20 protein-coding genes and 1 tRNA gene are annotated in these 15,517 nt (G+C 37.2%); 1 reads left to right on the top strand and 20 read right to left on the bottom strand.

Annotated features, from left to right (window positions below; genetic code table 11):
• Positions 1–21 precede the first annotated feature (21 nt).
• From PK943_00585 to PK943_00565, 5 genes are all read right to left on the bottom strand, one after another.
• Positions 22–98: transfer RNA gene (locus PK943_00585), tRNA-Ile, on the bottom strand.
• 58 nt (positions 99–156) lie between these two features.
• Positions 157–1,164 (bottom strand): glyceraldehyde 3-phosphate dehydrogenase NAD-binding domain-containing protein, encoded by a 1,008-nt coding sequence (locus PK943_00580; protein ID HRN77716.1) that lies wholly within the window; start codon positions 1,162–1,164, stop codon positions 157–159.
• 17 nt (positions 1,165–1,181) lie between these two features.
• Entirely contained in the window at positions 1,182–2,018 is an 837-nt protein-coding gene (locus PK943_00575) for a deoxyribonuclease IV (GenBank protein HRN77715.1), read from the bottom strand.
• A 1-nt stretch (position 2,019) separates the two neighbouring features.
• The gene (locus tag PK943_00570) at positions 2,020–3,426 is read right to left on the bottom strand and encodes a phosphomannomutase/phosphoglucomutase (GenBank protein ID HRN77714.1); all 1,407 of its coding nucleotides are present in this window, start codon (positions 3,424–3,426) and stop codon (positions 2,020–2,022) included.
• Positions 3,427–3,507: 81 nt separating this feature from the next.
• The gene (locus PK943_00565) at positions 3,508–4,347 is read right to left on the bottom strand and encodes a hypothetical protein (GenBank protein HRN77713.1); all 840 of its coding nucleotides are present in this window, start codon (positions 4,345–4,347) and stop codon (positions 3,508–3,510) included.
• 77 nt (positions 4,348–4,424) lie between these two features.
• Here PK943_00565 and PK943_00560 point away from each other — a divergent pair, with 77 nt between their 5' ends.
• Entirely contained in the window at positions 4,425–7,139 is a 2,715-nt protein-coding gene (locus PK943_00560; GenBank protein ID HRN77712.1) for an SMC family ATPase, read from the top strand.
• A 21-nt stretch (positions 7,140–7,160) separates the two neighbouring features.
• Here PK943_00560 and PK943_00555 read toward each other — a convergent pair whose 3' ends face one another.
• The 15 genes from PK943_00555 to rpsE all read right to left on the bottom strand — a co-directional run bounded on the left by PK943_00555 (position 7,161) and on the right by rpsE (position 15,511).
• Positions 7,161–7,511 (bottom strand): hypothetical protein, encoded by a 351-nt coding sequence (locus PK943_00555; protein ID HRN77711.1) that lies wholly within the window; start codon positions 7,509–7,511, stop codon positions 7,161–7,163.
• Complete coding sequence (locus tag PK943_00550; GenBank protein HRN77710.1) at positions 7,504–8,073, bottom strand: hypothetical protein; 570 nt, start codon at positions 8,071–8,073, stop codon at positions 7,504–7,506. The genes PK943_00555 and PK943_00550 overlap by 8 nt, the downstream gene beginning before the upstream one ends.
• A 119-nt stretch (positions 8,074–8,192) precedes the next feature.
• The gene (locus PK943_00545) at positions 8,193–8,435 is read right to left on the bottom strand and encodes a NifU family protein (protein ID HRN77709.1); all 243 of its coding nucleotides are present in this window, start codon (positions 8,433–8,435) and stop codon (positions 8,193–8,195) included.
• 5 nt (positions 8,436–8,440) lie between these two features.
• Complete coding sequence (rplQ, locus tag PK943_00540) at positions 8,441–8,797, bottom strand: 50S ribosomal protein L17 (protein HRN77708.1); 357 nt, start codon at positions 8,795–8,797, stop codon at positions 8,441–8,443.
• A 33-nt stretch (positions 8,798–8,830) separates the two neighbouring features.
• Positions 8,831–9,877, bottom strand: coding sequence for a DNA-directed RNA polymerase subunit alpha (locus tag PK943_00535; protein ID HRN77707.1), 1,047 nt, complete (start codon positions 9,875–9,877; stop codon positions 8,831–8,833).
• 60 nt (positions 9,878–9,937) lie between these two features.
• Positions 9,938–10,528, bottom strand: coding sequence for a 30S ribosomal protein S4 (rpsD, locus tag PK943_00530; protein HRN77706.1), 591 nt, complete (start codon positions 10,526–10,528; stop codon positions 9,938–9,940).
• A gap of 47 nt (positions 10,529–10,575) precedes the next feature.
• Positions 10,576–10,959 (bottom strand): 30S ribosomal protein S11, encoded by a 384-nt coding sequence (rpsK, locus tag PK943_00525; protein HRN77705.1) that lies wholly within the window; start codon positions 10,957–10,959, stop codon positions 10,576–10,578.
• 32 nt (positions 10,960–10,991) lie between these two features.
• Entirely contained in the window at positions 10,992–11,375 is a 384-nt protein-coding gene (gene rpsM / locus PK943_00520; GenBank protein HRN77704.1) for a 30S ribosomal protein S13, read from the bottom strand.
• Between the two features lie 25 nt (positions 11,376–11,400).
• Positions 11,401–11,517 (bottom strand): 50S ribosomal protein L36, encoded by a 117-nt coding sequence (gene rpmJ, locus PK943_00515; protein ID HRN77703.1) that lies wholly within the window; start codon positions 11,515–11,517, stop codon positions 11,401–11,403.
• A gap of 31 nt (positions 11,518–11,548) precedes the next feature.
• The gene (gene infA, locus PK943_00510; GenBank protein HRN77702.1) at positions 11,549–11,770 is read right to left on the bottom strand and encodes a translation initiation factor IF-1; all 222 of its coding nucleotides are present in this window, start codon (positions 11,768–11,770) and stop codon (positions 11,549–11,551) included.
• A gap of 7 nt (positions 11,771–11,777) precedes the next feature.
• Positions 11,778–12,548 (bottom strand): type I methionyl aminopeptidase, encoded by a 771-nt coding sequence (map, locus tag PK943_00505; protein ID HRN77701.1) that lies wholly within the window; start codon positions 12,546–12,548, stop codon positions 11,778–11,780.
• Positions 12,545–13,240, bottom strand: coding sequence for a nucleoside monophosphate kinase (locus PK943_00500; protein ID HRN77700.1), 696 nt, complete (start codon positions 13,238–13,240; stop codon positions 12,545–12,547). The genes map and PK943_00500 overlap by 4 nt, the downstream gene beginning before the upstream one ends.
• A 1-nt stretch (position 13,241) precedes the next feature.
• Positions 13,242–14,555, bottom strand: coding sequence for a preprotein translocase subunit SecY (secY, locus tag PK943_00495; protein HRN77699.1), 1,314 nt, complete (start codon positions 14,553–14,555; stop codon positions 13,242–13,244).
• 4 nt (positions 14,556–14,559) lie between these two features.
• Positions 14,560–15,012, bottom strand: coding sequence for a 50S ribosomal protein L15 (gene rplO / locus PK943_00490; protein HRN77698.1), 453 nt, complete (start codon positions 15,010–15,012; stop codon positions 14,560–14,562).
• Positions 14,996–15,511 carry a 30S ribosomal protein S5 gene (gene rpsE / locus PK943_00485; protein HRN77697.1) on the bottom strand — a complete coding sequence of 172 codons (516 nt, stop codon included), beginning with the start codon at positions 15,509–15,511 and terminating at the stop codon, positions 14,996–14,998. The genes rplO and rpsE overlap by 17 nt, the downstream gene beginning before the upstream one ends.
• Positions 15,512–15,517: the final 6 nt, after the last annotated feature.

Raw genomic sequence — 15,517 nt, 5'->3', positions numbered from 1 at the left:
TGAAGTTAATCACTTTGTTACTGGTGGGCCCACCAGGACTTGAACCTGGGACCTTTCGGTTATGAGCCGACTGCTCTGACCGACTGAGCTATGGGCCCCCAAAACAAAGAAACTATCAATAGAGTAGCCAAAAATGTCCATCTTGCCAAGTAAAACCTATGCCACAAACATCAAAAAGTCCTTAAGACGCTCGCTGTAACCCCATTCATTGTCATACCAGCCAAAAACCTTCACCATATTCCCCTGGGCTTGAGTTAACAATCCATCTATAACTACCGAATAATTGGTCCCGCTAAAATCGCTTGAAACAAGCTCCTCAACGGTAATACCTAGTATTCCTGGCATACTGGTTTTTGCTGCTTTAATAAAGGCATCATTAACCTGTTGCTTGGTTAAGTCTTGCGTACCAGTTACCACATTCAAATCAATAAGAGAGCATTTGCCAACCGGCACACGTAATGCCATAGCAGGAACCAGACCATCAAGTTCTGGCATCACTTTAGTTAGCATTTTTGATGCACCCGTGGTGGTAGGAATAATGTTAAGAGCCGCTGCACGTGACATACGTAAACTTTTATCCTCAACATCCAGCAAAACTTGAGAATTCGTGTACGCATGGATAGTGGTCATAAATCCCTGTTTAATTTCAAAAGCATCCTGCAGTACACGGAGCATGGGAATAAATGCATTCGTTGTACAACTACCTAAAGAAACTATTTTATCTTTTGATTTATCAAATTTTTCAAGGTTTACCCCTGGAATAATTGCAACATCTTCACCTTCTGCAGGTGCAGTAATAAGCACATATTGTGCGCCTGATTTGATATGTTGTTCAGCCCCTGCACGTTTGGTAAATTTGCCAGATGACTCCACTACCCAATCTACCTTATAGGTACGCCAGTTAATATTTGTGGGATCAGTTTCAGCAATAACTTCTATAGCATATCCATCGACAACTAGGCTGTTTCCTTGCATTTTCACATCGCCTGGATAAGTACCCATCAACGTATCATACTTAAACATATGTGCAACAAAATCCGGTCGCCCTGGCCCAATATTAATAGCGGTAATTTTTATTTTATTTCGCGTTGCCGAATCGAGTAAAACGGTACGTAAAAAACTTCTACCAATGCGGCCAAATCCATTTATTACTACATTAATCATACTACTTCCTTTTTGGTTTACTTATGCCAATCAATAACATCCTGCAGTATAGCAACCTCTTGTGGTTCTTCAAGAACAGGCAACTCTAACACTATAGGAATCTTGCACAATTTTGGATGCATAACAAAATGCTTGAGTAATACTTGGCCAAGCCTACCTTGCCCTACAACATCATGCCGATCAATACGTGATCCCATCAATTCCTTAGTATCATTTAAATGAATAAGTACAATACGATGAAGTCCCATGGTATCATCTAGTAGTTGAATAAATTCTTCTTGTCCTCTGATAGTGCTAATATCATACCCATAGGCATATGCATGTGACGTATCAACACAAAATGCAATACGTTCGGGCTGTTCAAGTTGTTCTAGCAGCTGCTTAAAGTCCTGCAAGTTACTACCAACTGACATATTACCATGCGCAGTATTTTCAAGCACAAAAATAATTTCTTGTTCTTCCTGCATAATTTTATTAAGCATCTGCGCAAGTGCATTAATACCTTCTGATACATTTTGTGCACCTTTAGCAGACCCAGGATGCAAAATCATATGCGTAAATTCTAATTTTTTTGCGAGTGCAAGTTCTTTTTTAAACATGCCATATCCATTGTATTGCAAACTCGCTAGATTAATCCAATAAGATCCATGCATGTACAATTGCTTGAAATGTCTACGACGAAATTCTACAAATTCATCAACTTGTTGCGGTGTTAATTTAATGAGCTTATTAGTGGTAAGCAACACAAGAAAACACTGAAAGAACGGCAACTGCAATCGAAGCGCTTTTTGTGCCAATGCCATTAACGAGCCATCCAAACGCATATGTAACCCAACTCGTTGTACACCATCCATCTCAATCTCCACTCATATAATTACGTAATACTGACTCATCAATATCAGGTGTAAGTGCCGCAATAAACACTGATTTGATATGGTTTAAATCTTCTGGTGAATCTGCCTCAAAACGCATAGAAAGTACTGGTTGCGTATTTGATGAACGTAGAATTCCCCATCCATACGGCAGTGTAGCACGTATACCATCCAGTGTAATTACCTGTGCGTCATCGCGTGATAAAAAAAGCTGTGTTACGCGATCAACTACCGCTTTCTTTCGTTCATCGGAACATGGGATACGATATTCCCGAGAACTATATTTTTTAGGGAAAATAGTTAATAACTCATCCAATGCTTTGCCTGACTGTTCAATCAATTCAAATAAACGCAGCATCGCATAAATACCATCATCAAAGCCAAAATTTCTATCTTTAAAAAAGAAATGACAACTCAACTCACCACCAAGTAATCCTTGATGCATTTTCATTTGCTCTTTAATGTTAGTATGTCCCGTAGCTGACATATATGGACGCGCACCCCACTGCTTAAGCAACTCAATTAGTCCTGAAGAACTCTTAATATCAAACACAATAGCAACTCCTGGATGCTTTTGTACAATCGGCTGCGCAAATAGTGCAAGTAACTTATCACCTAAAACTAATTGTCCCGTATGTGTTACAGGAGCCATACGATCACAGTCTCCATCCAAGCCAACACCTAAATCGGCATGCTGTTGTCGCACTGCTTGTTTGAGATCTTGCATATTTTCTTCTATAGTTGGATCAGCTTCATGATGTGGGTATGTACCATCGACTTCACCATATAACAATTTAACATGCGGCCACTGCATTTTTTGTATCAAATGCGGCATTACTGTGCCTCCGGCTCCATTGCCACAATCAACTATAACTGATAAATCCATACCCTTTAAATGTGAAAACTCATTGAACAGAAAATCTAGGTAACTAGGAATAATTGGCTGCTCGGTATATGTACCTTTGGCTGATGCATTAATATATTTTTTTTCTTTGTATAGTTGTCGTATATCTTGTACTTGTTTGCCCCACACGCCTTCTTGGCCCAAGCATATCTTAATACCATTATATTCTTTGGGATTGTGTGATGCAGTAATCATTAATCCACCGTCTACCGGCAAAGCATGCAATGCAAAATACAATGCAGGAGATGGGCATATACCAACAAAAACAACATGTAACCCACTATCAAGCAATGCACGACAAATCTCTCTTTTAAAATCGGGCGAATGTAAACGTCCATCCATACCAACTGCAATTGTTTTGGTATGAGGCTGTCGTTGTACAAAATAATATGCTATAGCACGAGCCAGATCATAGGCTTCATTAATGAGAAATTCCGTGCCAACTTTGCCGCGAATATCATATTCACGAAAAATAGTATCTTTCATTATGTAGGCCTTTTTAGATGATTCTCAACCTATAGAAAAAGTAGTATCGCTTTTTTACGACTATATGACAACCTAAAAGCATTAATCAATTTCATCCCATGAAATTTCGTCGACTAAATGTATAACAAAAATTCTGACCATAATCGATACAAGTTTAACATATTTTTGTTGTCGATATAAACGATCATAATCGTGTAGAATTTGCATAAATACAGGTAATAAAACTTGCTCATGATACTCACACAACTCACCATTGCTCCTAATACATGCTTGCTTTTCTTCATCATGTAGATGCTGTATATATTGCAACATAGCGCATTGCGCTTCTTGATTATCGTGCTGCATTGCCCAAAACAAATTTTTTTGCAAATGAACTACATCAAGCACCTTGATCATATCAATTACTTGTTCTCGTGTATCTGCCAGATCTATGGTTGATGTTATGCAATCAGTACGCATGCCGATTTCACGCCCTGCTAAGGTACTTATCTGATGCATATGCTGCATAAGTAGTTCCTTTTCACCTGGTTGCATATTTAATTGCAGCTTATGTGCATATGCTAAAGATAATGGCGTAAATCCATCTGCATAACCTTCTCTTACAGAATCAGTATATTCATCATATTCTTTAAATAATGCTAATATTTCCGGCCGTCCATACTCTATAGTAGTTCGTATATTGTGCTTAGTAATAAGAGCATTATCTATCAATAATAATGTTTTTGCTTCTTCTAAATTATTGTTTATTATTGCATTATGCATTCTGTGTTGTCGGTGTCGTCTTCTTTCTTCTTGCATACGTCTTGCTGCACCACGCGTATAGTAAGGCTCGGGGTATGGCTCAGTATCACGAGGCCGTTTCATAGCAACTACAGATGAAATTGAACATAGAGTAATTATACAAATAAACAACTTTTTCATAGAAACTACCTTATTAAGAATATATACTTGCAATACAATACAATAGTTACCGACACATTAAGGTATAAAAGGATCTCATGATTCCCTGTAAACTACAAATTAAAAATTTCATAAGTTATGGTGAAACCCAAACTATTGATTTTACTCCCTATAAATTAATTTGTCTGTCGGGTAAAAACGGTCATGGTAAATCGGCTCTTCTTGATGCCATTACCTGGGCATTATGGGGGCAAGCCCGTAAAACTACCGGATCCTCCAAAGCAGATCATGGTTTATTACGCCTTGGTCAAACTACCATGATGGTTATTTTTGATTTTGAACTCAATAATCAGCATTACCGTATCAGGCGCGAATATTCTTATTCGTACGGCAAACCACTGGCCGTTCTTGAATTTGGTACACTACATACAGATGGTACGTTTATACCTCTGACAGAAAAAACCATACGTGGTACCCAAGCTAAAATAGAAGAATCTCTACATTTAGATTTTGGGTCATTTGTAAATTCTGCTTTTTTACGTCAGGGACAATCAAATGAGTTTTCTACTAAATCACCCAAAGAACGTAAAGATATTCTTGCAACTATTTTGGGACTCGATCAATACGAAACCATTCGCAAGCTAGCCATGGAAAAAGTGCGTCAAGCTACCGCCCAAAAAACCGCATTAATAACTCTTCAAGAATCCATCCAACAAGAACTCAATCAGGCAGAAGCAATTACAACGGCATTAGTAACCGTTGATACGCACATGCAAGAAGTACTCAAGCACGAAGCTGATTATCAAAGAGAGCAAGAACTGTTAACAGAAACATACAAAAAACTAGCTGAACAGAAAAAACAATATGCCATGCTTGAATTCCAAATACAGCAACTTGATGCTGAAATTGGCAAACAACAAAAAACACTGATAGAAACAAGAAATACCTGGCGGACTATACATAACAAATCTATGCATGGGATTAATCATCAACATCTTGAGCTCAAGAAAAAAGAACTGGTTGAGCAGGTCAATACACACCAAAAAGATTTACAACATTCGCTTGAGCTCAAAGAACAAGCCTTGCAAATACAGATCCAAATTCAAAAAATACAGCAATTACATACTGAGCAACATAACACCTTAGTACACAAACAACAAATTGAACTTGAACGTACTCAAGTGGAATACACAAATTGCCTCCAAACAATTACCCAAACCCAACAAGATATAGACAAGCATGCAAGCTTAATTAATCAGCTACAACAAGAGCATAAAAAGCTCATACATGTGCAACAAGAACAAAAAACTCTACTTACCACCGCGCAACGGGATGCTGAACAGTTTATACGACGCAGAGAGTTTTACCAAAAATTTCTTGCTCAAGGCAATTGGTTAGATACACAACTACGTGCGCTACTACAAAAAAAACAACTAGCACATGATGAACAAGATCCAAGCTGCCCACTCTGTGAACAAAATTTATCTGCATCACGCCGGCGTTTTTTGAAAAGCAAGTTTGATGAACAAGAAGTATTTTTGCGGCATCAATTAAGCCGCATACGTACAATAATAGATAATCTAAAAAACATACTTATCAATCAACATACTCTTATAGAACAGAATAAAAAAGTACAAGAAGCGTATACACAACGAACGGTGAAAATTGATGAGTTACAGAAAAATATTACTACCATACAAACTACTCACCAAGAACTAGCACAAGCATTAACTAAATATAAAATACAAAAAGTAAGCCTTGCAAAAAATATACAAGTACTTACGAGCAACCTTGATTATTTACAAAAAAATAAAGTAAATAATTTAGAATCTAATAATGCATATAAACAAGCTTTACAACAGCTATATATAGTTGAAAAAAAGATCAAACATTGTACGTATAGTGCACAAACGCATCAACAAGTTATTGATCAACTCAAAAATATAGAACAGAAAATACAAGAACATGAACAATTTAAAGTAGCTCATGCTCAACAAGAACACCGTAAAGAAATTATTACGCATATAGGTACCACACTCAAACAACTCAAACAGCACAAAATACAATTACTCCAACAAATAACAACATATAGTCACGTGCCTCATCAAGAAACAACATTGCGTGATCACGAACAAAAACTTGCACAAAAAATACATACATTAACCAAACAAAAAGAACAATTGTGGCAGCATAAAGGAAGCTTAGAAAATCAACAAAAAAAATTAGAGCTACAAAAATTAGAATTCGCTAAAAAAACACAAGAAGCCGCTGCATTACAGCATACTATTGATGATTATCAAACTATCGCAACTGCAACTAGCAAAGATGGTATTCAAGCATTATTAATAGAAGATGCCATTCCAGAAATCGAACAAGAAGCAAATGATCTTCTGGCTAAACTAAGCAATAATCAAGCACAAGTATTTATTGAATCACTCCGCGATCTCAAGAAAGGTGGCACCAAAGAAACCCTGGATATTAAAATATCTGATGCTGCCGGTATCCGTCCATATGAAATGTTTTCCGGAGGAGAAGCTTTTAGAATTGATTTTGCATTACGCATTGCAATATCAAAATTACTAGCTCGCCGTGCAGGTACCGCTCTACAAACACTCATCATTGACGAAGGGTTTGGCTCTCAAGATGAAGAAGGCTTAGGCAACATTATGGACGCTTTGTATAAAATTCAAGATGATTTTCATAAAATTATTATTGTCTCACATCTGCCTACGATGAAAGATCAATTCCCCGTACACTTTTTTATCGATAAGCGACCAAATGGCAGTTGTATTACCGTCATTGAACAGGGATAATAGGTCCTCAATTTATTAATCTCAAGAAATTTTTTCTACTAACTTTATCAACCCATCAAATAGTAACGGAAGCGCACAAAGTAATGCCGGGGCTATCCAATTATTGATACATTTTGTATCACCATATTGCATGCCGATCGTAAAGATAATACACATAAAAAAACACAAACTATTAAATGAACGATATCCTACTAATTTTCCAAACTGATAGTCAGGTAGCTCCTCGTACCGCAGCTCATCTTTTGCTATTAAAGAGGTTGTTTCTGTAGTGCGCATTAATACCTTTGTATAATCTTCAGATTTCACCGTATACATACATGATGTTTCATTAAAAATAAGTACAGCTACGATCATTAATATCTTTTTAAACATGAAGATCTCCATCCTGATCTTCACAGCAAGAATCTAAACATATACTATTACAACATGTATTAAAACAGAGACGATTAATAAAGCCATTGTTACACTTACAACATGGAAGAATATTAAAAGCCAATTTTCTACCTTTTAGCTCTCCATTGGAAATACTTGCCGCTAGAATATCAGGAATTAATGCTGCACATGGAATCAATCCTAGCATGAGAGCTAATTCATGATGGCTCGTAAATTGATATACCAATCCGCTACTGATCATACCTGCTGGTACCGTAATACGATATAACCATATTTTATATTTTTTAAACAACAGATTTTCACTCATTTGTTTAAAGGTATCTTGCCAAGTGTCTGCAATAAATGGTTGTTCATCAATCGGAGTATCATCTTCAGGCATATCAAGAACAACCAGCTCCGGAGAAGAATTTGATTGTGTATAAACTTGTACTGGGGGCGTTGAAGAAGATTCTTCATCCAATATACCAGGTTGCATCATGGTGAATATAGACATATTCATACTAAGCACAACAACTACTAAGCACCATATCTTTCTGCACATATCATGTTCCTTTTTATGCTATGGTTTATAAAAGTTACCCCAGAGCATACATCGATAGATGAAAAAAACAAAGTTATTTTTCGCATAAAAAAAAGAGCCATAAATAGGCTCTTTTTCTATTATTCATCTTCTAATGCAACTACATCACGGACTTCTGCAATGTGCTCTTTGAGTGCTTCTTCTACGCCAAGTTTAAGTGTATAACTAGACGCAGGGCAACCAATACAAGCACCATGTAACCTGACATAGACCACGCCATCTTCAAATCTCACAAACTCAATATCACCGCCATCCATTTGAATGTTAGGCCGAATTTGTTCAAATACTTGCTCAATCTGCCTATGTAGTTCTTGGTCAGTCATACAAATTATACCCACTCCAATTGGGCAATAGTTGCAGTATCGCTCATACGTTGACCCATTGGAATAACACGAGTATAACCACCTGGACGCTCAGTATAGCGCGGTGCAATTTCTTTGAAAAGCTTTATAAGAGCTTCTTCTTTATACGGTAATAATGACAATGCGCGACGACGTGCATTATAGGTATTACCTTCACGTGCAATGGTTACCAATTTTTCTGCAAGACGCTGTGCTTCTTTTACACGCGCTTTGGTAGACACAAGTTTACCGTACATAATCAAGTTGATTACTTGATTACGTAACATAGCACGTCTGTGTGACGATTTAAGATTTAATTTTCTTCTACCACTTTGATGTAACATGGTATAACCTTTAATTATTTATATATCAATACTCTAGTCTTCACGTGACTTGAGTACTCTCTTAATATCTTCTTCGTTAATATTCATACCAAATGATAAGTTAAATGCTTTCATGCTATCTTTAACTTCATTCAATGACTTACGTCCAAAGTTTTTGATTTTAAGGATATCATCTTCAGAAGCATTTACTAAATCAATTACTCGTTTGATACCAGCTTGGATCAAGCAATTATGCGCACGTACTGATAATTCTAATTCTTCAATTGGTTTCAATAATAAATCAACTGATATACCCTTGAGACCTAATTGATCAAGTTGAACTGGCGCTACTACTTTTTCTTCTTCTGGAACCGCAGATATTTCATTGAATGGGATTTCTGCACTTGCCAAGAAATGTTCTAATTGAGTACGCAATACTGAAACTGCATAATGTAAAACATCTACTGGATTCTCAGAACCATCAGTATCAATTTTCAAAGTTAATTTATCGTAATCGATATCTTGACCAACACGAGTTTTTTCCACATCAAACATCACTTTAGTAATCGGAGAAAACATAGCATCTAGATACATACGGCCATCTTCTTGATATGCCTTATCTACCGGCCATTGCGCAGATTGATATCCACGCCCTGGTTCAACAAAAAATTCAATGTCTAACTCGCCACCTTCAGAAACATGTGCAAGTACATGATCTTTATTAATCAATTTAAGATTACTATCTGCAGAAATATCAGAAACTTTTGCAACAGCATCACCTTTAACATTAAGACGCATTTTGCCTGGCTTACCATCAGTGCTGGCAACCACAATACCCTTAATATTAAGAGACAATTGCATAGCATCTTCTACTACGCCAGGTATACTTGCAAATTCATTATTGATATTTTTTATAATTACTGAAGTAACCGCTGAACCTTCCACCGCAGCAAGCAATACACGACGTAATGCATTACCCAATGTTATCCCAAAACCCGGTTCAAGTGGTTGAGCAATCAGCTCACCATGGGTTTCACTTAGCTCTTTTTTATTCCACGTCAACCGCGGAATCGTAAGCGCTTTATATTCCTTCTTGCTCATTTTAACCCCCTAACACCTTAGGTAGTACCACCATTATAATCACCGAACACACAACATCAATTACTTAGAATACAATTCAACAATTAAATGCTCTTCAATAGGCACTTGAATATCAGCACGTACAGGATCACGTAATACAATACCCTTACGCTCTTGTTTGTTTAATTCAAGCCATTCAGGAACTTTAATCCCCATTTTCATACGCTTGTCTACAACTTGATCCAAAAATGCTTCTTTCTTTTCCACAGCATTATCAAGTGCTATAGTATCATTGACTGAAACTAGATAAGATGGCGATGAAACTTTTTTACCATTAACTAACACATGACCATGTACAATAATTTGACGAGCTTGCGCACGTGATATTGCCATTTTTAAACGATAGACAACATTATCCAAACGACGTTCTAGCATGTTTAACAAATTGTCACCTGGCGTTCCTTCAAATGCTTTCAATGCTATTTGAAAAAAACGACGGAATTGACGCTCACGCAATCCATACATGTGCTTAAGACGTTGCTTTTCATACAACTGTTTACCATATTCAGATAATTTGGTACGTCGTATGTCTTTGCTTTCTTTTTTTTCTCTATCAACAAACTTTGTGGAACGCGCTTGTTGTTGTGATTTTTCTGTCATATTTTTCATCATAAAAACTTAATTCCTCTAGGAGTGATTCGTGTACATCTATTAACGCGTTACACTCTGCGTTTTTTCGGTGGACGGCATCCATTATGTGGCAACGGGGTCACATCTCGTAACATTGAAATATGGAGGCCTGCTGCCTGCAATGCACGAACAACTGAATCGCGGCCAGAACCTGGACCTTGCATATTCACTTCAACATTTTTCACACCCATAGCAACCATTTCTTTTGCTAAATTTGCTGCTATTTGTGATGCTGCAAATGGTGTACCTTTGCGAGATCCTTTATAACCAAGTCTCCCTGCACTATTACGTAATATTACATCACCTTCTGGAGTCGTAATAGAAACTAGCGTGTTATTAAAAGAAGATTTTACGTGCGCTACAGCAGAGTCTACGCGACGTTTAACTTTTTTAGATTTTTTCTTGTAAGCCATCTTACCTCAATCTACATACTAACTATGTATTATTATTTTTTCGTTATCTTACGTTTTAATGCAACTGGAGCTTTTTTAGGACCTTTTCTTGTCCGCGCATTTGTTTTAGTGCGTTGTCCCCGTACAGGTAATCCACGTTTATGGCGCAACCCACGGTAAGAACCAATTTCTTGTAAACGCTTAATATTAAGTGAAATTTCCTTACGTAATTCACCTTCTACCGCATAATTAACGGAGATTTCTTTTTGAATCGCAGCAACTTCTGCATCACTTAAATCTTTTATACGTTTATCGAAATCAACATTAACTTTACGCAAAATATCACGTGAACGCGTAAGCCCAATACCAAAAAGATACGTCAAGCCATACTCAATACGTTTATTTGCCGGTAAGGTAACACCTTCTATTCTTGCCATATATCCTTATCCCTCAATTAAAATGCTAACCTTGACGCTGTTTATGTTTTGGATTTTTTCTGCAAATAATACGCACTATGCCTTCACGTTTAATAATGCGGCAATCTTTGCACATTGGTTTTACGGATGTCCGTACTTTCATATTGTTACTTCCTCATAACCGTTAGCAACTCTTATTTATAACGCAACACAATCCTTCCCCGCTTTAGATCATACGGAGAAAGTTCAATAGCAACTTTGTCACCAGGCAAAATACGTATATAATGCATACGCATTTTACCAGACACATGTGCTAAAATTTCATGACCACCCTCAATTTCAACACGAAACATCGCATTAGGCAGTGTTTCTTTTACAATGCCATCAACACGGATTACATCTTCTTTTTGCTTCATATTTCAATTATCCTTGTGCAACATCACGATTCAATCGTGTCAAAATTTTTGGTTTATTCTCAGTTACCACAACTGTATCTTCTACATGAGCGGCTAAACTTTTATCTTCAGTTTTTACCGTCCATCCATCTTCAGTAACATACACATTGTAGTTACCCGCAGTAATCATAGGTTCAATAGCAAATGTCATTCCTGGTCGCAAAACCGGTCCATTACCTGGTTCACCATAATTTAAAATTTCTGGGTCTTCATGCATTTGTTTACCAATTCCATGCCCCGCAAAATCTCGTACTACACCAAACCCATGTCGCTCTACTTCTTTTTGTATAGCTGCAGAAATGTCTGAAATTCTATTACCAGGGCGTACTTGTTCAATCCCTTTATCCAGCGCATCTTGAGCTACACGTACTAGTTTTTCCATAATGTCAGTTGGTGTACCTACAAAAAAAGCGCGAGCCATATCTGCACAGTAACCATGCTTTGATGCACAAACATCAATCTTTACCAGATCGCCTTTTTTTAGAATTTTATGTGCTACAGGTACCCCATGTACTACTTCATCATTTATCGAAATACAACTTGCATGACGATAACCATGGTAACCTTTTGTTTTTGATTTCATACCATTAATACGCAATTGATTTTCTATCCATGTGTTAAGTTCGAGCGTACTTACACCTTCACGTACCATTGGTTTTAAATCTTCAAATAAACGTGCGAGTATAAAACCCGCTTCCTCCATTTTGCGAATAGAGGACTTGTTTTTGATTGTAATCATACTAGATCAAGTCCTACAACACTCTTAAAATCTTCAAACACGTGATGTAATGATTTATCTGCATCAATTTCATGAATATGTCGTTCTATCTGACGATAAAAATCAAGCAACTGCTTTTCATGACGATGATAAATTTCTAATCGTTCACGCACTGCATTTTCTTCATCATCTTTTCTGCGACCAATAACCATTCCACACTTATCACACACATTTTCACACTGAGGAGCTAAAGCTGATCCTGGCAATAGTGAATAAACTGCCTGACATTCTTTGTTTTGACAGATATATCTACCACATAACCGCGCTATAATTGATTCATCTCGAATACCGAAACGAATCACATGTAATTTCAAATGATCAAGCTGTTGTTCTAAAAGCTCATTAAATGATTCTGCCTGGGCACGGGTACGTGGAAAACCATCTAAAATAGTGATACCATCCTGATCCCCCATTTGCATAAACCAGTCAATTACCATGCCAGTAATAAGACTATCTGAAACTAGTTTACCAGATTTTATGGCAAAATCTATCTCCTTACCGATTTTTGTTTGCCGAGCTATATGCTTTCTGCACAAGTTACCAGTAGAAAGTTGTTTCCAGCCAAATTTTTCTGTACATAAGCTTGATATTGAGCCTTTTCCAGAGCCTGGAGGCCCTATAAAAATGAATACGTTTTGCTGTCCACCGATCACTTTATCGACCTTTCAATCTGCCAGAAGTCAAAAATCCTTCATACCGATGCTCAATAAGATATGATTCTATTTGAGCAGCCGTTTCTAAAGCTACACCCACCACGATAAGTAATGAGGTACCGCCCATAATACTTAAATAAAATGGTAACCGTAATGCAGCATGAATAATAGTTGGAAATAATGCAAGTATCCCCAAATATACAGCTCCAACTGTTCCCAAACGCATCAAGATATAATTAAAAAATTCAGCAGTCTTTTTGCCTGGACGAATGCCCGGAATAAATCCACCACCTTTTTTAATGTTTTCTGCTAGTTCATCTGGATTAAATTGCAATGCTGTATAGAAAAATGAGAAAAACATGATTAGTATGAAGAGTAAAACACTATACAAAATACCGGTTGGAGCAAAGCTTTCTACAACCCATTTAAACGATTCAAATCGTGCTGCAAGCACAGACGATAGAAATACTGGAATATTCAAAACAGCCGTAGAAAAAATTACCGGCATAACCCCAGCAGTATTAATTTTAAATGGTATATAGGTACTTTGTCCCCCATAAACTCGTTGACCAACAACACGTCGCGTATATTGCACTGGTATCTTACGTTCACCCTTCTCTAAGAACACGATACATGCAGTCACGGTAATAACAATAGCAACTGCTAATACTGCTACTAAAGGATCAAGTAAACGCTCTTGAACAGCACCAATCAGTTTAATAACATCCCCTGGAAAACGAGCAACAATACCTGCAAAAATAATCATTGAAGTACCATTGCCAATACCAAATAATGAAATTTGTTCACCCAGCCACATAACAAAGAGCGCGCCGACTGTAATAGAAAGGATAAATATAAAACGAAAAGCCCAACCCGGATCTATTACCAAATTCATACGTTCAAATAGTACGGCAAGACTAAAGCTTTGCAATATACATACACCTAGCGTAAGATACCGTGTATATTGATTAATAATCTTGCGACCATATTCGCCTTCTTTAGCTAATTGTTCTAAGTTAGGAACTGATAAAGTTAACATTTGCATCATAATAGATGCCGTAATGTACGGCATAATACCAAGTGCAAATAAAGTACATTGCCGTAGATTACCCCCGGAAAACAAATCTAAATAAGAAAATAATCCACCTAAACCTGTCGGTTGTTGCATCATTGCAAGCAATCGATCGATGTCTATACCAATAACGGGAATATGACTACCTAATCTAAAAACAATTAGAATTCCCAACGTGTATAAAACTTTACGTCTTAATTCAGGAACAAAAAAAATATTGATGAAGTTTTTTAAGAGAATCACGTGCTTACCTCTCCTGGTTTAACTTAGCTTCCCCTCCAGCCTGTTCAACTGCTTGCTTTGCAGATTGACTGAATGCATCTGCATGTATGATTAATTTTTTAGTAAGTTCACCATCACCTAAAATTTTAACAACAAATGGTTTCTTACTTTTATAACGTTTGATGATTCCGCGTTCGATTAATTCTTCGCGTGTTACAACATCACCATCATTAAATGAATCAAGATTAACCAAATTTACAATCACAGTATCACACTGAAATCGTGCGTTATTAAAACCACGCTTAGGCAAACGGCGATACAATGGCATTTGGCCGCCTTCAAATCCTGCTGGAGCATTACCACTAGTGCGCGCACGTTGCCCTTTATGGCCACGTCCTGATGTGCCACCCCTGCTACCACCACGACCAACACGTTTCATTTTTTTACCAGATGATTTTAACTTATGCAGTTCTGCCATTTTTTGCCCCTACAATTTCTTTAATTGTTTTGCCACGCATTTTTGCTAGTTGTTCTGCAGAACGTAATTTAGCAAGAGCATTTAACGTAGCTTTTGCAACATTTTGTCCATTTTTTGAACCAAGTGATTTAGTCAATACATTTTTTGCACCAAGTGCATCCAAAATTGAACGAACTGCACCACCCGCTATAAGACCTGTACCTTCTGATGCCGGACGAATTACAACCTTACATGCGCCGTGTTTTCCTTCTACTTCATACGGCACAGTCACGCCACGTAATGGAATAGTAATCATGTCTTTACGCGCACGATTTGTAGCTTTTGCTATTGCGGATGCAACTTCTTTACTTTTACCTAAAGCAACACCCACTTGTCCATTGCGATCTCCAGAAACTACAAATGCAGAAAAAGAGAATCTCTTTCCACCTTTAGTTACTTTTGTAACTCGCCGCACACTTATTACATGATCGACAAAAGTATTTTCTTTTTTTTCAGCCATTATTTC

The sequence above is a fragment of the Candidatus Dependentiae bacterium genome (genome assembly GCA_035445995.1).
Classification (GTDB): Bacteria; Babelota; Babeliae; order Babelales; family Vermiphilaceae; genus DAOMRS01.
This window is presented reverse-complemented; position numbering and strand designations above follow the sequence as displayed.